The organism is Pseudanabaenaceae cyanobacterium SKYG29, from assembly GCA_025055675.1.
In the GTDB taxonomy this organism is placed as follows: Bacteria; Cyanobacteriota; Cyanobacteriia; order Pseudanabaenales; family Pseudanabaenaceae; genus M5B4.
Map to the genome: position 1 here is coordinate 35,921 of JANWWT010000002.1, position 17,588 is coordinate 53,508.

The window sequence follows — 17,588 nt, forward strand, 5'->3', positions numbered from 1 at the left end:
CCATGACGGAAAACTGGCTCGCCCTCAACTTGGGCAACTCCCGCCTGCACTGGGCAATTCTACAAGGTAAAACCCTCCTAGACTGGGGCGATGACCCCTACGATCGATTACTCCCCCTCAATCCCCATCAGTTCCACCGTATTTTGATAGCCAGTGTCAATCCCCGGCAGTTGTCTCCCTGGGCAAACTTACCCCACAGTAAAGTCCTCACCCTGGCTGATGTTCCCCTCCCCCACTCCTATCCCACCCTGGGCATCGATCGGGCTTTGGCTGCCTGGGGGGCAATTCATCGCTACGGTACCCCTGTTTTAGTGATTGACTGCGGTACAGCAATTACCCTAACTGCCATTGATGAACTGGGTAACCTTGCGGGGGGGGCAATTTTCCCTGGTATAGAAATACTGCGTCAATCCTACCGCCAACGCCTGCCCCATTTACCCACCGTCCCGCTCCCTGATCAACCGCCACCCTTGTGGAGCCACAACACCCCTGGAGCAATTGCCAGTGGTATGTTCCATTTCATCGCAGCAGGTTTGCACAAATTTATCAACGATCGGTCTTGTCTGACCCTATTCACGGGCGGGGATGGGCAGTATTGGCAACAACACTTTCCTAGCAGCCACTTTGACCCCCACCTAGTCTTCTGGGGGATGGCAGAACTATAATAAAAAGGCTGTGTTCAAATTAGACCCTATGGCAGTTCCCAAAAAACGCACCTCTAAAGCCAAGTCCGCTACCCGCAAAGCCGTGTGGAAGGCTAAAGCCCGTAAAGCTGCCCAAAAAGCCCTATCCCTGGGCAAAGCAATTCTGACAGGCAATAACCGCAGCTTTATCTATCCCCAGGCTGAGGAAGAGGAAGAAGAGTAGTCAAGAAAATTCTACTTCCAACTGGGCTACGGTAACCGCCGCAAAGGCAAACGCCAACAACAGGGGGAGAGGATTAGCCGACCACAGAGTCATTCCCCCGCCAATCACAGTAAACGCCACCGCTAGGGCACACCAATACTGTTCATCCGCCGTTAACCCCTTTTGCGCCTTGATTAACTTTAAGATTTTCGTGGGAATCGGCTCAGGGATGACCGCCCCAGGGGGGAACGCCCAATAGTTATTCGCCTCCGCCTGAAATAACTCCGTCCAGCCATTAGCATTACACCACTCTTCCACCCATTCATCCTGAAAGTGCTTCATAAACCATTTATATTTATCTATCCCTAACTTCGATTTAATCATCTTTTCTCAGGGTAGGGGATTATTGTTGTCAATGTTTACATTCCCTCGCAAAACTTTACGGAATTCCCTTGGGGAGCAGGATTTATCCTAAGCAGAAATACTTATTCCTGTACAAGAAACATTTATTGGCAAACAATTTTGTTATAACTTCGGCAACTCGTTTTCCATCCATCGTAATTTGCGTAAAAGAAAAATGGGACAATAAAACAATATTAATAAATTATTAAAATTTGCCTATGATTGTTAATTAAGAACAAATTATTGTCTCAGATTGGCTATGTAAATTTATATAGCTAGAGATAGATTCTGCTTAGTATTAGCTATATTGAGCCTAATTTCTTAGGCAAAGTATCCGTAGTTATACTCATGTTTACAAAGTGAAATGTTGTGATATATTTAGCCTAGTGATAGACAAAACCTATGGGTAAGATTGAGGCACACTTTACTGCTACTGAGAAGGCATTCCACGTAGAGGGCTATGAAAAGATTGAGTTTAGTCTGCTCTATGTTGATGGTGCTTTTCGGATTGGCAACACAGAACTGGCAGAATGTTATCGACCCTTTGGGCGTTGTTTATTGGTAATTGATCCTGTAGTCTACAATCTTTACCGCGAGGAAATTGACAGGTATTTCACCCATTACGGGATTGCCTTGACAGTTTTCCCTATCGTTATCAAGGAAACGGACAAAAATTTGCGCACCTTTGAACGGATTATTGATGCTTTTGTTGACTTTGGCTTGATTCGCAAAGAACCGGTTCTAGTAGTGGGTGGGGGGTTGATGACTGATGTAGTGGGATTTGCCTGTGCTACCTACCGACGGAGTACAAATTATATCCGTGTGCCTACTACTTTGATTGGTCTAATTGATGCTAGTGTCGCGATTAAGGTGGCGGTCAATCATGGTAAGCTGAAGAATCGTCTAGGTGCTTATCATGCTTCCCAGCAGGTGATTTTAGATTTTTCTTTTCTTAAGACTTTACCGATCGCCCAGGTGCGCAACGGGATGGCAGAACTGATTAAAATTGCGGTTGTTGCCCATGCTGATCTTTTTGCCAAACTAGAACAATACGGGGAAGATTTGCTTTATACCAGATTTGGCTTCCTAGATGGTTCAGAGGAGCTGCGCCAGGTAGGGCATTACATTACCTATGAAGCAATTAAACGCATGTTGGAACTAGAGGTTCCCAACTTACATGAACTTGACCTCGATCGGGTGATTGCCTACGGTCACACTTGGAGTCCGACGTTAGAATTAGCCCCAGAAATTCCCATGTTTCATGGGCACGGTGTCAATATAGATATGGCGTTTTCCGCTACAATTGCCTGGCAACGGGGCTATATTACGGAAACAGAATTACATCGTATTTTGAGTTTAATGAGTCGGCTAGGTTTAGCCCTAGATAGTGAGTATTTCACCCCTGAATTATTGTGGCGAGCAACAGAATCTATCACCCGTACCAGAGATGGTAAACAACGGGCAGCTGTACCCAGACCGATCGGGACTTGTTATTTCATAAATGATTTGACGAAGGAGGAGCTGACTCAGACTCTGTTTTTGCACAAAGAGATTTGTCAGTCTTATCCGCGGCAGGGGGCAGGTATCGATATGTTTATGAGTCTTGATCATCCTGAAACAGCGGTAGCATAGCCATGAGACCGATTACACCTGTTGGTATTTTGGCGCAAAAACTGCAACTGTTGCTAAGGCAGGCAAGGGAGTTGCAGATTGACTCTGAGTTTTTGAAAGAGTTAGAGGCAGCGACGGCTTTAGCCCAGGGCATGGAACCCTATACGGAATACTGTACCAGTCCTGATTCTGAACCGCTGCAACAGTTGGTGGCGAGAACCCGATCGGAGGATTGGCAGTCTCGGTATCATCAAGGGGAGACGGTAAAGCCTTTGATTCCCGAAATGCTGTCAGGGCAGGTGGAAGGGCAGTTTCTACAGATGTTGATATATGCCCTCAAAGCGAAAAGAGTGTTGGAGATTGGCATGTTTACGGGCTATTCCGCTCTCTCAATGGCAGAGGCTTTGCCAGAGGATGGCGTAGTGATTACCTGTGAGATTGACCCTTTTGCCGCGCAGTTTGCCCAGGAGTCCTTTCGTCTGTCACCCCACGGGAAAAAGATCGATGTAAGAGTAGCACCAGCGATGGAGACTTTGCAAAAATTGGCAGCAGAAGGTCAGTCCTTTGACTTTATCTTCATTGATGCGGACAAGGGGGGATATGTTGACTATTTTCGTTTTATTCTCGATCGCCATCTGCTAGCACCAGGGGGAATAATTGCTGTAGACAACACTTTCTATGAAGGTCAAGCTTATTTACCAGAGGCACAGCGGGGGGAAAACGGTAAAGCGATCGCAGCATTTAATGAGGTGGTAAGGCATGACGATCGGGTTGTGCAGGTGCTTGTTCCTTTGCGGGATGGTGTGACATTGATTCGGCGAGTATAAGATGAGATTCCAGGTCATAGCCCAGAATATTGGGACTCTTTTACTCTTATTTCTGTTATTGCCTTTTAACCTGATTTTTACTGCTATGGCGGCTTTGCTGGCTGTCTTGCGCCCTAGGCATCCTCACGGCAGGAACAAGACGGTAATGGTCAGTGGGGGGAAGATGAGCAAGGGATTGCATTTGGCGCGGGCATTTCACAGAGCAGGTTATCGAGTTGTGTTGTTAGAGACCCACAAGTATTGGTTAGCAGGCAGTCGGTTTTCCTGGTGTATCGATCGGTTTTACACAACTCCTGATCCGAGGGAGCAGGAATATGCTGCGGCTCTGTTAGAAATTGTGCAGAAGGAGAAAGTTGACTTTTACATTCCTGTTTGCAGTCCTGTTGCCAGTTATTATGATGCCAAAGCCAGAGAAGTGTTAGATAATTACTGTACTGTCTTCCAGCCCTCTGCTGATGTGGTGGGGTTGCTAGACGACAAGTATCGTTTCATCAAAACAGCAGAAGAACTTGGATTAACGGTGCCTCACTCTTTCCTAATTACCGATCGTCAACAGGTGTTAGATTTTGACTTTGGTAATTTTGCCCACCCTTTCATTTTGAAGAGTATCAAGTACGATGCAGTAAGGAGGTTGAATCTAACCAAGCTACCTTGCCAGACGAAAGAAGAAATGGTCGAATTTCTCAATTCTTTACCGATTACAACGGAGAATCCCTGGGTGATGCAGGAATTTATCCCTGGTCAGGAATACTGCACCCACAGTACGGTATGGGATGGGCAATTAAGAGTACACTGTTGTTGTCGCTCTTCTGCATTTCAGGTGAACTATGAATATGTCGATCATCCCCAGATACGGGAGTGGGTAACCACTTTTGTCAGTAAATTACGGTTAACGGGGCAAATTTCTTTCGATTTCATTCAATCAGCGGCGGATGGTAAAGTTTATCCCATTGAATGTAATCCCCGTACCCATTCTGCTATCACGATGTTTTACAATCATCCCCAGTTGGCAGAGGCATATCTAGCGAAGGAATTTAGGGAAACAATTACCCCGCTTCCTAACAGTCGTCCCATCTACTGGCTATACCATGAATTATGGCGGTTAGTGACGCATATTTTTGACCTGAGGGAAGTGCAAAAGCGTCTAACGATTATTTTTAACGGTCAGGAGGGTATATTTAGTAGCAATGATCCCCTGCCTTTTTTAATGGTGTATCATTGGCAGATTCCTCTGTTACTTGTGCAGGATTTAGTCAAACAGAAGGGTTGGGTGAGGATAGATTTTAACATCGGTAAATTGGTGCAGTTAGCAGGGGATTGATATGAAAATCCTCCAATTAGTTGGCTCTCCTGTGAGTAATTTTTATGAAAAGTTGTCTCGCCTCTATGCCAAAGATGCTATAGAAGCACTAGGGCAAAACGATCGGTATGAATTTCTAATTGCCTATGTAACGAAAGAAGGATGGCGGTTCCCTGTTTCCCTAGCTCAGGCAGACATCGATCGGGCTGCTATTCTGTCCTTAGCTTCTGCAATTGCCAGGCTGGAACAAGAAAGAGTGGATGTTGCCTTGCCCCAGATGTTTTGTCTGCCAGGCATGACAGTCTATCGCTCTCTGTTGGAGGTTTTACAGATTCCCTACATTGGTAACACAGGCAGTTTGATGGCATTGGCAGCGGACAAAGCTAAGACAAAAGCGATCGTTAGTAGTGTAGGTGTGCAAGTACCAAGAGGAGAAATATTGTGTAAACATCAACAACCTTCTCTATCTCCCCCTGTAGTGGTTAAACCTGTGGATGCAGATAATTCCATTGGCGTTTCTTTAGTGCGGCAGGAGTCAGAATATTCAAAGGCATTAGCTGTGGCATGGCGGGAATCCGATCGGGTTTTAGTAGAAGAATTTATCCCTGGCAGGGAAGTCAGATGTGGGGTTTTAGACTTAGGAGATGGGCTAATTTGTTTACCTCTGGAAGAATATCCGATCGATCCTGACTATCCCATTCGCACTGTAGAGAGCAAGATTAGAGCAACAGAAACGGGAGAGCTGTATTTAACAGCGAAAGACCCCAGCAAGGCTTGGATAGTTCACCCCCAAGATGACTGCATGACTCTAAAAGTATGGGAAGTGGCGAAATTGTGCCATCGCGCTTTAGGTTGTCGCCATTACAGTTTATTTGATTTGCGGATTAATCCTGGGGGAGAAATTTATTTCCTAGAAGCTGGACTCTACTGCTCCTTCTCTCCCAAGAGTGTAATTGTGACAATGGCTAGGAGTGCTGGCATAGACTTAGGGGATTTGTTTGCCAAGATGCTTACAACAGCTAGGAGAGGTTATGCTTCTAACAGCCCAGGTATGTCTGGAGGCTCATAGACAGGGTTAGCTACTGCGCATCACCTAACTGGGAATGTCTTTAGCATCTAGTGATTGCTTTTGCATGGGATAAAACCTAGGGGACAAAAGGCGTGGATTCTCTCAGAAGTCTAGTGATTTTTAGGAATTATGATAGGGCCTGATCAAGCCTTCCCGATTGGGTTGGAGAGTTGCTGTGGGGAGACAACCTGGCACTTTATGGCAAAATTAGCAATCTAGTTCATGTATAATTCTGGGGGAATTGATGACGATTAGCTCCTTAGCAATCGTTCCCGTAGAGGTGAATTTGGAGATACGTCTTTGAAAGGAATTCTGGTTAGTTTTGCCGTAACGGTAGTAGCAGTCCTAGTCTTAGTCATAGCCCAGTTTGTAGCGGGGCAAGAACAGGTGGTGGCTGCTCCCCCAGGGGAATACATCACCACACCCTCTGGTCTTAAATACCGCGATATTAAGGTAGGTACGGGTCCTACCCCCGAAAATGGTCAACTTGTCTTCGTGCACTACACAGGCAAGCTGGAAAATGGCAGAAAATTCGATAGTTCCCGCGATCGGGGTACGCCCTTTGTCTTTCGTCTGGGGGTAGGGGAAGTAATCAAAGGTTGGGACGAAGGCATTGCCACCATGAAGGTAGGGGGACAGCGGGAGTTAGTAATTCCCCCCGAGTTAGGTTACGGAGCCCAAGGCGCAGGTGGCGTGATTCCCCCTAATGCTACTTTGATCTTTGACGTGGAGCTGTTGCGGATCGCCCCGCGATGAAACTAAATACGCCTTGTGATCTTTAGTCCGTGGGAGTCAGTGCCGCAGGTGTGCAATAACCCCAGGTCATCCACGATCGGTTTGATTTCTGCCGTCACTTTCTTAGTGGGTTGCCAGGGGTCACAATTTTCGTAGCTGTAGTAGGTTTCTACCCCATCAATGCCTAACTTGGCAGCCGCGGTAATTAATTCCCTGGCAGGACGGCGATAACGGGCGGGATGGGCTAACACAGCAATACCCCCTGCTTGGTGAATGGCGCTAATTACTCTGACAGCTTGATAATCAATGCCAGCAGTAGCTTTACCTTGCAAATAGGGCATGAGGGCAGGGTGGCGGGGGTCAAAGTCGTACCCTAAAATGTGGACTTCCGTAAACAGCAGACTAGCGTTGATCTCTACCCCTGTCCACAGCTGAGGCAAGTTGGTCTCCCCCGATCGTTTCCGATAAATCAGCTCCTGGCGTGCCACTTCGTACCCCTCGATCGTGTGGTGGTCAGTAATAGCAAAATGGCGCACCTTCAAGTTGACTGCCTGTTCGACAATATCGCGGGGGTGCATCTGCCCATCCGAGAAACAGGAGTGGAGGTGAAAATTGAGGGTATAGGGACAACTACTCCCCTCCACCGTTGCCAAAATCTGCCGTAGAACAGAGGTGGTGGCTGATCTCACAGTTGGGGATGTAGCTATTACCATAAAACGCACCCTCAGTAACAACAAACTTTACCTATCTTAACGAGAATTTAGGGCAACTGGCAATGACGGCGTTCCCGATCGGACTGCAAATCTAGCCAGGAGTAGGCAAAATGACTAGCACATTGGATGTAAGGGTTGTGGCTGCGAATAGCAGCTAGTTGTACTTCTAGGGGTAAGCGTTTACCTCTCGGTGTACCCCAAAAACCTGCCAGGGCAGGACAGACCGCAATCCCCCTAGGCACAGACCGCCAGACACGCTCAAGCTCCTCGATTATACATCCTGTGTGTCCACAGGCGGCATAGAGCATCGGATGCCACTCCTGCACCATGGTAAAGCGTTCCCAGGGTTGTAGGCGGGGGTCAACACCTTCAGGAAAATTGCGGTTGCCGTAGGGGAAAAACACTGCTCCCGTGGTCATGGTGGTAGGGGGAATTGCCTTAGCCAGAAAATTGGTCACTCCCCAGCGTGCGTGTTCTGTTGCCAGTTGCCAAAGCGACTGGTTGAGGTCATTGCCATTAGCTACCACCGCCTGTCCATTAGGTAATTGCCATAGTTTGGTGCCTGGGGGAACTAGCCGATCGATTTTGCCATGCTTGAGATAGTCATAAATGAGGCGGTAACCCTCTTGACTGAGAGCGCGGGCAAGGAGCTGGGTGCCCGAAACATAGCTGTAGATCATCAAATCACGGACATCGTGGGTGATGCGCTGGGTGCGGTGGGGGTAACGAATATAGTCAAACAAAATGCCATCGGGCTGACGTTGGGCAATGGCAGTAATCACCGCCTTAAAATCGGTTTGGGCGCGGGGGTTATAGGGATCAACAAAAATATGGGCAACCCCTGCTTCTTCTGGAATGGCATTAGGGTCTTGTAAATTAGTTTCTCCAAAACCATTGCGGGCAAGTGCTCCCTGTCGATCGGGTCGGCGACTGTAACTGGGACCAAAATTGAGGCTGAAAACCCAGGCATAGACCTTGATCCCCCGTTCTCTTCCCTTTTTGATCACTTCCGCCAACAGGTCAGCTTGGGGGTGTTTTTCCCCTACTACAGAAGGGAAAACGGTAGGATTATTATTGTGGGGTAGTAGCACCCGTCCATCGTAGAAAGCGTTGACGTACAGACGGTTATAGCCAAAATTGACGACATTGTCTAAAATTTGCTCCAGCTTGCCTGGTTTGAGGTCGCAGGGGTAAAGGCGAATCCACACGGCATGGTGCTTGAGCCAAGAGCTAGCTCGACAAGCCTGCAACCGATCGCTGTGGGCAGTTACAATTGCCTGGTATTGCAGCTGGGCCCCGTTGTCTCCATTGAGGGAAGCTTGCAGAAGCTGGGCTTTTTGCTCTACCGCGCCTCGGTCAAAAATACAAAAGGGAAACTCCTGCGCCCTGGCAGTTGCTCCCCAGAGCCAAGCCCCTAACAGACAAAGCCACCATCTCCTCACACAAACAGAAAGCGTTAACCTTCCTTATTGACAAAGGGCAGGAGCGCCAAAATCCTGGCTTGTTTAATAGCGTTAGTCAGTTTGCGCTGTTGCTTAGCCGTTAGCCCTGTAATCCGCCGTGGCAGAATTTTACCCCGCTCCGTAATAAACCGCTTCAGCAGATCGACATCCTTGTAGTCAATCCGATCGGAGGGCTTGATGGGGGAAAGTCTTTTACGAAAAAACGTCACCATAGCTACTTAATTTCCTTATGCACAGTGTGTTTATTGCAATAAGGGCAGTATTTTTTTAATTCTAGTCGCCCGGAGGTATTACGGCGATTTTTCATCGTGGTATAGCGGGAGACCCCTGGCGATCGCTTATTGGTGTTGGTGCGACATTCCGTACACTCCAACGTGATGATGATCCTAACGCCCTTGTTCTTTGCCATAGCTCAGTTAGTCAGCACAGACAAATAAATATAACACAAATTTTCTAGTAACGTCTACGGCGGCGTTCATATTCCTCCTCACGGTAAGCCCGTTGGCGACGAGGGGGCTGGTAGTATTCATCCTGCAGCAATCGCCTTCTGTTCCTGTCCAAGGTACGACTCAAGTTGGCTAGCCTTTGGTCTAGGGCTAACCCCCGCTTAGTCAGGATAACTATGGTCTGGGCGAACCGATCGTGGAGTGCCTGTTTTTTAGTATTGTCAGCAAAGGCGAAAGCAATATCTACTACCAGGGGTAGGGAAAGGAATAAAGGTAAAGCAGATTGGTAGTTAAAACTCTGAAGGGACAGGACCAAAAAGAAGAGGGGTACGAAAATCACCCCCTCGCGGCGAGCTAACTCGATCGCCCCCACTGGTCTACCGTTGTACATATCGACAACCTTGAGACTGAGGGCAAAATGACCCCAACTTTGGGACTGATTGCCAGAGGCAAAGAAGACGCGATTGAAGCCCCATACCATGGTAAAGACCAGCAGTCTTGCCCCCCCTTGGATGTTAAAAAACGCTTCGATGAATTGGGCAACAAAACTGACAGCGAAAAAGTCAATGGCAAAGGCAAAAATCCTCTGCCCTACCAACCCTAGGCGTAAACGTGTGTAGGCAGGCTCCAGGTCAAACATAGACAACTAATTGCTATCTATAGGATGACACAAAAACCTACCGCCTACCTGGTGTTTAGATAATTAGATAAATTGAGTAGATAACTGCAAATGCGGTTCCCTATTGTTACTGCTAACGACCTTGTACTTATCCAAGAGCTGGGCGATCTTTTCCTGGTTGATGGGTTTGCTGACAAATTCCGTTGCCCCAACTACTTTAGAGCGCACCCGATCGACTATGCCATCATTGGCGGTCAGAATTATTATGGGCGTTTCGGCAAAGGCAGGCACCCGGCGCAACTGGGCACAGATTTCATAGCCACTTACGATCGGCATTACCAAATCCAAAAACACCAACGCTGGCTTCGCTTTGTGGGAGAGAGTTTTGAGTAATTCTGGCAGTGCCTTGAGGGGTTCATTGATACCCAAATAATCACAACCCAACTCCTGCACAATGCTCCCCATCAACTTGCCCTCGATCGGGTTATCGTCAATATGGGCAATCAAAGGTTTAGCCGCAGGCTTGATTGGTACAAGGGGTGTTTGTTCCCGTTTCGGCGTAATACAGTCAGGAATAGCTCGGAGGGCAACGATACCCCGCTCCACAAAGGGCATGAGCAATGCCATAACCTCGATCGGTTCCTGATCCAGCTGGCAAGCTAAATCCCTTACTGTTCGTTCCCCATCTACAAGGGCTAGCAAATTCTTTTCTGGGGCGGACGCATTTAGGGGAATCAGACCCTTCATAGTAGGTGCTAGGTTGGGAGAGAGCCTGCCTAAGTGGCGTTGTTGCCAGAGGAAAAACTGTGTAAGGGCTTCATGGTATAACTCAGGGACGCGGAAGAAAATCCAGGGCAGGATGCCTTTCTGGGGGTCAGATTCTACTGCCAAATGAAAATACAAACGGGAGTGCTCCGATTGCTGACAGAGCCACTGCAACTGCAAAATATCAAACATAGACTCCAGCAGGCTTGTCCTAGACCAGGTCAGAGCTTGCTCACGGGTAATTTCTCCCCGCTTCACCATCCGTTCCAACACAGCGGCACTGTCCCGCCAAAACTCTTCTGCCTCTACCTTGCCGACCAAATCAGGGTGACGGCGCAATAACCGCTGCCATCTCCTACCCGTGTGTACACCACTAGATTCCCCTACAATCCTGCCCATGAAGAAGTGGAAACACCACTCGTAGCCCAGATTCGATCGGATGTGTAGCTTGCCAGAAAACCCCTTGCCACAGTGGTCTAGGGCCTCCTGTAAATCCCAGTCCAGTCTTTCAATCACGTTAGCTACCATCTCGATCCTCCTAATAGAAATTTATGTAAACGAATGTAAATTATCGTTGACCCGCCTGGGTTTTGTTGCTAGTTGAAAACTAAACAATTGTTGAAAAGAGTTAAGAAAAATTGAATATTGAAATAAATTCTTAAAATGTAATAGTACCCAAACAGTGAGCTGAGTAAAGGATTATTAAAAATAATTTACATAAGGTATAGATGAACATAGGTTCTTCCCCGCCGAGTCAACTGTGAGAACATAGTAGAAGGTGCTCTAGGAAAGGGCTTGGGGGAAGTTTACTGATTTGCTATTTCTTGACTCAACTTTTTGTCACAGTCGGGTGGGTCATGGCTACGTGTACTATTCTGTCCTGTTGACTACAAAATGGGGAGGAGTACCTGGAGTTAGAATTGGCTTTGGTGTCTGGCAGGGGGGTAAACATGGCTAAGACAAGGGCAGTGACCTTGACAATTGAGGGGATGAAGTGTGCCGGCTGTGTTGCCAGTGTAGAAAGGTTGCTCAAACAATGCGAAGGGGTAGAGGCGGCAACTGTTAATCTCCTACTGGAACGGGCAACAGTGTTTACCCAGGCGGACGGGGATAAAATCATTCCCTGCTTATTACAACGTCTGCAGCAAGGGGGGTACAGTGCCCAGGTACAAGGGGAAACTGACCTGCCTGCCCTTGGGCAACCACCGATCGAGACCCCCTCTCACCGTGACATCTGGGTATCCCTGGCATTGATTACAGTAGCCCTAGTTGGGCATCTGGGACATCACCATCCCATTTTGAGTAATGATTACTTCCATGGCTTACTGGCAACACTAGCTCTAGCTGTACCAGGACGACCCCTACTAGTCGATGGGGCGAAGATGTTAGGGCGCGGTACTCCCAATATGAACTCTCTGGTAGGCATCGGCATTGTGGCAGCGTATTTGTGCAGTGTAGTAGCGCTCTTTTTCCCAGGGACGGGCTGGCATTGCTTTTTTGAAGAGCCAGTAATGTTGTTGGGGTTCATTCTCCTGGGCAAAGCCCTAGAAGCCAGAGCTAAACGCAGAACAACCGATTCCCTCCGTGCTCTTCTTGCCCTACAGCCCCCTACTGCCCGCGTAGTTGTGGGGGACCAGGCATTTGTCATTCCCTTGGCCCAGGTGAGTGTCGGGGACAGGGTGAGAGTCCTACCAGGGGAGAAAATTCCCGTCGATGGTGTGATTGTGCAGGGGATAACTACTATCGATCGTTCCCTCGTTACAGGGGAATCTCTGCCTGTGGAGCAAATGGTAGGGGCGGAAGTAACAGGGGGCACCTTCAATCTGACGGGGGCAATTGAAGTAGAAGTAACCAGAGTAGGAGCCGATACTACCCTGGCACAGATTATCCGTTTAGTGGAAACTGCTCAAGCTAGCAAAGCTCCCATTCAAAAATTAGCCGATCGGGTCTCCGGCTTTTTTACCTATGGTGTGCTGGTTTTAGCAATTCTTACTTTCGCGGTGTGGATAGCTGTGGGACAAGAGGTCTTTTTTGCTCTCAAGCTAGCGATTGCGGTGTTAGTTATTGCCTGCCCTTGTGCCCTAGGATTAGCCACCCCCACGGCTTTGATGGTGGGTACAGGCATGGGTGCAGAGCGTGGTATTCTCATCAAGGGGGGAGAGAGCCTGGAAGCAGTGGAAAATGTCAACGCGATCGTGTTTGACAAGACGGGTACACTGACGATCGGTAAGCCCCAGGTAGCCGCTGTTATTCCTAAGAATAGTAATTTTCCTTTGTTACAATGGGCAGCCAGTGCGGAAGTGGGGGCAAATCACCCGATTGGTCATGCCATCCTTGCCCAAGCCAGAGCCTGCGGCGTTGATCTCATACCCCTCAAAAGCTGTGAGACAGTAGGGGGATTTGGTATCAGAGCGGAGACAGAGGACGGTCATATAATTTATTTGGGCAACCAAGCATGGCTGACGCAGCAGGGCATCGAAATTGCAGCTTTCTGGCGCAAACAAGCTCTCCAGTGGGCAGAGGAAGGAAAAACTACTATCTTTGTTGCCCTAGATCGGGAATTTGTTGGTTTAGTCGCCATCTCCGATCCCCTCAAACCAGAGGCAAAACGAGTAGTGGCAGATATGCAGAGCCTGGGGTTACAAGTGTGGTTACTAAGCGGCGATCGACAGGAAACAGCCCAGGCGATCGGGCGTGAACTAGGGATTGGGCGACAGCAGGTAATGGGAGATGTCAAACCTGCCGACAAAGCGGCAGCTATTAAAACCCTGCAGGGTCGAGGGTACAAAGTGGCAATGGTAGGCGACGGGAGCAATGATGCCCCAGCCCTAGCAACAGCTGATGTGGGTATTGCAATCGGGTCGGGGACTGATGTGGCACTGGAAACTGCGGATATAGTCCTGCTGCCCCAAAACTTGCAAGTGCTCACCACAGCGATCGAGTTAAGTCGGGCAACTTTTGCTAAGATTCGGCAAAATTTATTTTGGGCATTCTTCTACAATTGTTTGGGTATTCCTCTAGCAGCAGGTGCATTTTATCCTTCTTTTGGTATATTGCTTACACCCACAATTGCAGGGATGGCAATGGCTTTTAGTTCCGTCAGTGTGGTCATCAATTCCCTATCCTTGCGCTGGTGGTGGCGATAAATCTATCTAAAAATTATCTAAGAATTATCGATATTTTGTTTCCCGTGCTGGGAAACTAGCCTGTGGCAATGGGTATACTGAGTATAGAGTCATACCTATGCTTACATAGTATGAGCACAATTATTTCTCCACCGACAGAAAAACTTGTCTTGCCCGCGAAATTTGTGCGAAGGGCCGGTTTATTCCGTTGGTTTAGGCTATTGTGGGGGTTAGGTTTACTTGGTCTAGGAGCTTATCTAGCATGGTATCGTTTCGGGCGGGTAGTTAGTCGGGTAGGCTATGTTAACGCGCCGATCATTCACATCCACGCTCCTATGGAGGGAGTACTGCAGCTGGAGTCAGTACAACCTGGACAGTTCTTACCACAGGGGACAGGAATTGGTAAGATAACCAACGCAAGAAATCCACAGCTAGAAATTGATTTGCAAAAAATACGTACTGAGTTGCAAGTATCTAAGCAAAAGTTGGAGAACCTGGAGGGGCAGTTAGCCCAGCGGCAACAGCTCTATCAGTACCTAGTTATGAAGGCGGAGCAGCAGTCCCAGCTAGACCTAAATTTTTTTCGCGCCAATTTGGAACGTAGTCGAAGGGAATTGCGGTCAGCCCAGGCACAATTGGCGTTGGCGGAGAAGGAGTTTAAGCGCTTCACAGACTTGGCAGCAGCGGGTGTAGTGCCCCCCCAAAGGGCGGATCAGGCTCTTGCAGAGTTGCATGTAGCGCAAGAAGCTGTGGCTAGTCGCCAGGCGGAAATGGAGAAAAATCGGGTGGCTTTGGCGGCAACAGAAGCAGGGTTGCAGATAGACAGTGCCCGCACATTTAGTTTTCCTGCCATACGGCTGCTGGAGTTGGAGCGAGAGATAACCGATTTGCAAAAAGAAAAACAAACGATTAAAACTCAGATTCTGCAGCTGGCAGCAGAAATCAAAACAGCGACGAAACAATTACAACTCGCTCAGACAGAAGAGATAAAAACCCCTGTAGACAGTGTAGTGTGGTCTGTCCATATGAAGACGGGCACTCTGGGTACCCATGTGGGGGCAGGTACTCCCTTGTTACAGCTGGTTAATTGTGCAGATGTGTGGGTATCGGCTTTGGTGGCAGAAAGGGCTAGTCCTCGACTGAGGGTAGGACAGTTGGCGCGTATCCGCTTTCTGGACGGAACAGACAGGGTTCTCAGAGGGCGAGTACGGGCAATTCGGGGCGGTCCTGGGCGAGTAAGAGTAGGTATGGATGTAGCAGTTCCTACCCCTGAGCTGGTCAGAAATGAGGTGGAAGTGCAGTTCGAGCTAGTGGGGACAGAGCGCAAAAGTCTCCAATCTGGTCATTTCTGTGGTGTGGGTCAGAGTGTCGAGGTAGAGTTTCTAGCCAAGGAGCAACAGTGAAACTAAACCGCTCTCTGGATGTTTATGTTTTCTGGGCAGGAGTGGTACTCACAACGATCGTTGTGCTTTCTAGCCTGGACTATAGTTGGTTAGTTCTGGCAGTAGTCAATTTGTGGCAGTGGGGTAATCTGTACTTTCGTCCCTACAGCGCTACTCTCCAAGCTCTCTTGTTACCAGCCCTGGTGTGGTTTGCCTTTACGTTTGTACTTAAAGAAATATTCCCGCGGGCTAACGCTTTTAGCAAAGTGGTGGTTTGTACTATCAGTGCTGTTTTGGGTCTGAGGTATCTCCTATGGCGATTGTTTGTCACTCTTAATCTAGATGACTGGTTAAGTGCCACAGTTTCCCTTGCCTTGTTTGTAGCTGAATCGGTGTCTGTCCTCAACTCCGTCTTTTTTTACATTCACAATATCTTTTCTCTCGATCGTTCTGCTGAAGCCGATCGCTGGAGTGAGGCAGTCCTGACGGGTAGATATTTGCCGACGGTAGATGTATTGATTCCCACCTACAACGAGGATGCGGAGATTTTGCGACGTACGGTGATTGGTTGTCAGGCTATGGATTATCCCCGCAAAAAAATATACCTCCTAGATGACAAACGCCGTTCGGAAATTAGAGAATTGGCTAGGGAATTGGGCTGTGAATACCGCGATCGTCCTGACAACCGTCATGCCAAGGCAGGGAATATTAACCATGCTCTGCCCACTATTGATGGGGAATTGGTGGTTATTTTTGATGCTGATTTTGTCCCCTCCCGCAATTTTTTGCAAAGAACCGTGGGCTTTTTCCAAGACCCCTACACTGCTTTGGTGCAAACTCCCCAGAATTTCTTCAATGAAGACCCCATCACTGTCAACTTGGGGTTGGAGGGTATAGTCAACAATGAGCAGACCCTGTTTTTCCGCCATATTCAACCCAGTAGAGATTTTTGGGGCGCAGTAGTTTGTTGTGGTACTTGTTTTGTGGTGCGTCGTTCTGTCCTGGATGAAATCGGCGGTATTCCCACAGGTACTGTGACAGAGGATTATTACCTCAGTCTCAGGTTGCAAGCGCGGGGCTATCGAGTGAAATACCTCAATGAAGCCCTCTCAGCAGGTTTGGCAGCAGAAACGATCGGGTCTTTTGTCAGCCAGAGAATGCGGTGGGGACAGGGGACACTGCAACTACTGTTTTCTGATGTCAATTTCCTCTCTGTACCCAATCTAAGTTGGATGCAACGTTTTTCCCATGGGTTAGGCGTACTGTATTGGTTTTTGTCCATTCCAAGGGTGATGTTTCTGTTTGCTCCTCTGTCCTACCTGCTTTTTGATATTGCCCCCCTAAGAGCTACGATTGACCAGCTCATCTTTTTCTATTTGCCCTACTATATTGGGGGGGTAATGTGCTTTTCCTGGCTGACAGAAAATCGCCGTTCTGCCTTTTGGTCTGATGTCTATGAAACTCTTCTGTGTCTGCCCTTGAGTATTACGATTTTACAAACTCTCATCAGCCCCCACAATAAGCCCTTCAAAGTGACTCCCAAGGGTGTTGTTGACCCCGATCGCATTAGGGTTAACTGGATTTTAGTACGCCCCTTGCTGGGGATATTACTCCTCTCTATTCTGGGTGTAGTGCGCCATGCTGTGGGCTGGACGAACGTAGCTAATAACGTGGATAGTATGGCAGTTAATATCTTTTGGGTAACTTACAACTCGTTGCTTCTCCTAATTTGCATCATGGCAGCGATCGATGTACCCCAGCGCCGCCACACGCGGTTTCCTGCCGAAGAACCTTGCCAGTTACGGGTAGGGGAGCAGGTGTTTGAGGGTGTCACGATTGATTTATCGGAGGGAGGAGCGCTCCTGTCCCTCTGGCAGTACCCCTATTGTTTTTCCCTGCGGGGGAGTTTACGTTTTGTTCACCCCAGTCCCTTGGCAGGTTTAGCTATTCCCGTAGAAGTGATGCCGCGGCAGTGTCATCCGGAGGAGGCAAGGGTGGGAGTAAAGTTTCTAGATATGGACTTAGCTGGCTGGAGATTACTCATTCCCTACCTATACTGCCGTCCCTACCAGTGGCAGGAAGTAACAGCAAGTGAGTGGCAAACTTTTTGGAGTATGGTAGTCAGTGTGTTTCGTCTATATCCTTTTTTCTGCGTTCGTGGTTACTGCGTCAAACAAAACTAGTAGTGTTAAAGAAATATTAAATTGTTGGAGGCTAACACTCGCAATTGAGGTAGTTACTTCCAATGATAGAACTGGGAAAATCAGGTGGAAAGTATAATTAAT

General features: G+C 48.2%; 17 protein-coding genes. 10 read left to right on the plus strand and 7 right to left on the minus strand.

Translation table 11 applies throughout. The features are described 5' to 3' along the window. Nucleotides 1-2: 2 nt before the first annotated feature. Both NZM01_04880 and NZM01_04885 read left to right on the plus strand, forming a co-directional pair. Nucleotides 3-665, plus strand: coding sequence for a type III pantothenate kinase (locus NZM01_04880; GenBank protein ID MCS6959362.1), 663 nt, complete (start codon nt 3-5; stop codon nt 663-665). Between the two features lie 28 nt (nt 666-693). Next, on the plus strand, nt 694-867 hold the full coding sequence (locus NZM01_04885; protein MCS6959363.1) for a 50S ribosomal protein L32: 174 nt from the start codon (nt 694-696) through the stop codon (nt 865-867). Here NZM01_04885 and NZM01_04890 read toward each other — a convergent pair whose 3' ends face one another. Next, on the minus strand, nt 868-1,188 hold the full coding sequence (locus tag NZM01_04890) for a hypothetical protein (protein MCS6959364.1): 321 nt from the start codon (nt 1,186-1,188) through the stop codon (nt 868-870). 462 nt (nt 1,189-1,650) lie between these two features. Between NZM01_04890 and NZM01_04895 the strand changes: the two genes are divergently transcribed. From NZM01_04895 to NZM01_04915, 5 genes are all read left to right on the plus strand, one after another. After that, nucleotides 1,651-2,880: a sedoheptulose 7-phosphate cyclase gene (locus tag NZM01_04895; GenBank protein ID MCS6959365.1), complete on the plus strand. Its 1,230-nt coding sequence runs from the start codon at nt 1,651-1,653 to the stop codon at nt 2,878-2,880. A 2-nt stretch (nt 2,881-2,882) separates the two neighbouring features. Beyond that, complete coding sequence (locus NZM01_04900; GenBank protein MCS6959366.1) at nt 2,883-3,686, plus strand: class I SAM-dependent methyltransferase; 804 nt, start codon at nt 2,883-2,885, stop codon at nt 3,684-3,686. Between the two features lies 1 nt (nt 3,687). Continuing rightward, nucleotides 3,688-5,007 (plus strand): hypothetical protein, encoded by a 1,320-nt coding sequence (locus NZM01_04905; GenBank protein MCS6959367.1) that lies wholly within the window; start codon nt 3,688-3,690, stop codon nt 5,005-5,007. A gap of 1 nt (nt 5,008) precedes the next feature. Next, a complete protein-coding gene (locus NZM01_04910) occupies nt 5,009-6,055 on the plus strand; it encodes an ATP-grasp domain-containing protein (GenBank protein MCS6959368.1) in 1,047 nt (348 codons plus the stop codon). Nucleotides 6,056-6,355: 300 nt separating this feature from the next. Then, a complete protein-coding gene (locus tag NZM01_04915) occupies nt 6,356-6,811 on the plus strand; it encodes an FKBP-type peptidyl-prolyl cis-trans isomerase (protein MCS6959369.1) in 456 nt (151 codons plus the stop codon). Nucleotides 6,812-6,813: 2 nt separating this feature from the next. Here the strand turns inward: NZM01_04915 and NZM01_04920 are convergent, their stop codons facing one another. From NZM01_04920 to NZM01_04945, 6 genes are all read right to left on the minus strand, one after another. Next, nucleotides 6,814-7,503: a PHP domain-containing protein gene (locus tag NZM01_04920; GenBank protein MCS6959370.1), complete on the minus strand. Its 690-nt coding sequence runs from the start codon at nt 7,501-7,503 to the stop codon at nt 6,814-6,816. 47 nt (nt 7,504-7,550) lie between these two features. Then, the gene (locus NZM01_04925) at nt 7,551-8,945 is read right to left on the minus strand and encodes a family 10 glycosylhydrolase (GenBank protein MCS6959371.1); all 1,395 of its coding nucleotides are present in this window, start codon (nt 8,943-8,945) and stop codon (nt 7,551-7,553) included. 14 nt (nt 8,946-8,959) lie between these two features. Continuing rightward, the gene (gene rpsR, locus NZM01_04930) at nt 8,960-9,175 is read right to left on the minus strand and encodes a 30S ribosomal protein S18 (protein MCS6959372.1); all 216 of its coding nucleotides are present in this window, start codon (nt 9,173-9,175) and stop codon (nt 8,960-8,962) included. A gap of 5 nt (nt 9,176-9,180) precedes the next feature. Next, nucleotides 9,181-9,375: a 50S ribosomal protein L33 gene (gene rpmG / locus NZM01_04935; GenBank protein MCS6959373.1), complete on the minus strand. Its 195-nt coding sequence runs from the start codon at nt 9,373-9,375 to the stop codon at nt 9,181-9,183. Nucleotides 9,376-9,419: 44 nt separating this feature from the next. Then, complete coding sequence (locus NZM01_04940; protein ID MCS6959374.1) at nt 9,420-10,052, minus strand: RDD family protein; 633 nt, start codon at nt 10,050-10,052, stop codon at nt 9,420-9,422. 63 nt (nt 10,053-10,115) lie between these two features. After that, nucleotides 10,116-11,324 (minus strand): response regulator, encoded by a 1,209-nt coding sequence (locus NZM01_04945; GenBank protein MCS6959375.1) that lies wholly within the window; start codon nt 11,322-11,324, stop codon nt 10,116-10,118. A 422-nt stretch (nt 11,325-11,746) separates the two neighbouring features. Here NZM01_04945 and NZM01_04950 point away from each other — a divergent pair, with 422 nt between their 5' ends. The 3 genes from NZM01_04950 (at nt 11,747) to NZM01_04960 (ending at nt 17,486) form a co-directional block, all read left to right on the plus strand. Further along, complete coding sequence (locus NZM01_04950; protein ID MCS6959376.1) at nt 11,747-13,942, plus strand: heavy metal translocating P-type ATPase; 2,196 nt, start codon at nt 11,747-11,749, stop codon at nt 13,940-13,942. Nucleotides 13,943-14,052: 110 nt separating this feature from the next. Next, the gene (locus NZM01_04955; protein ID MCS6959377.1) at nt 14,053-15,324 is read left to right on the plus strand and encodes an HlyD family efflux transporter periplasmic adaptor subunit; all 1,272 of its coding nucleotides are present in this window, start codon (nt 14,053-14,055) and stop codon (nt 15,322-15,324) included. Then, entirely contained in the window at nt 15,321-17,486 is a 2,166-nt protein-coding gene (locus tag NZM01_04960; GenBank protein ID MCS6959378.1) for a glycosyltransferase, read from the plus strand. The genes NZM01_04955 and NZM01_04960 overlap by 4 nt, the downstream gene beginning before the upstream one ends. Nucleotides 17,487-17,588 lie beyond the last annotated feature (102 nt).

What these genes read in the sequence shown, in the direction of transcription:
- NZM01_04945 (MCS6959375.1), bottom strand. Translation starts at nt 11,324, where the DNA reads ATGGTAGCTAACGTGATTGAAAGACTGGACTGGGATTTACAGGAGGCC.
- NZM01_04885 (MCS6959363.1), top strand. Translation starts at nt 694, where the DNA reads ATGGCAGTTCCCAAAAAACGCACCTCTAAAGCCAAGTCCGCTACCCGC.
- NZM01_04905 (MCS6959367.1), top strand. Translation starts at nt 3,688, where the DNA reads ATGAGATTCCAGGTCATAGCCCAGAATATTGGGACTCTTTTACTCTTA.
- NZM01_04910 (MCS6959368.1), top strand. Translation starts at nt 5,009, where the DNA reads ATGAAAATCCTCCAATTAGTTGGCTCTCCTGTGAGTAATTTTTATGAA.
- NZM01_04890 (MCS6959364.1), bottom strand. Translation starts at nt 1,188, where the DNA reads ATGAAGCACTTTCAGGATGAATGGGTGGAAGAGTGGTGTAATGCTAAT.
- NZM01_04955 (MCS6959377.1), top strand. Translation starts at nt 14,053, where the DNA reads ATGAGCACAATTATTTCTCCACCGACAGAAAAACTTGTCTTGCCCGCG.
- NZM01_04900 (MCS6959366.1), top strand. Translation starts at nt 2,883, where the DNA reads ATGAGACCGATTACACCTGTTGGTATTTTGGCGCAAAAACTGCAACTG.
- NZM01_04895 (MCS6959365.1), top strand. Translation starts at nt 1,651, where the DNA reads ATGGGTAAGATTGAGGCACACTTTACTGCTACTGAGAAGGCATTCCAC.
- rpmG (MCS6959373.1), bottom strand. Translation starts at nt 9,375, where the DNA reads ATGGCAAAGAACAAGGGCGTTAGGATCATCATCACGTTGGAGTGTACG.
- NZM01_04940 (MCS6959374.1), bottom strand. Translation starts at nt 10,052, where the DNA reads ATGTTTGACCTGGAGCCTGCCTACACACGTTTACGCCTAGGGTTGGTA.
- NZM01_04950 (MCS6959376.1), top strand. Translation starts at nt 11,747, where the DNA reads ATGGCTAAGACAAGGGCAGTGACCTTGACAATTGAGGGGATGAAGTGT.
- NZM01_04920 (MCS6959370.1), bottom strand. Translation starts at nt 7,503, where the DNA reads ATGGTAATAGCTACATCCCCAACTGTGAGATCAGCCACCACCTCTGTT.
- NZM01_04880 (MCS6959362.1), top strand. Translation starts at nt 3, where the DNA reads ATGACGGAAAACTGGCTCGCCCTCAACTTGGGCAACTCCCGCCTGCAC.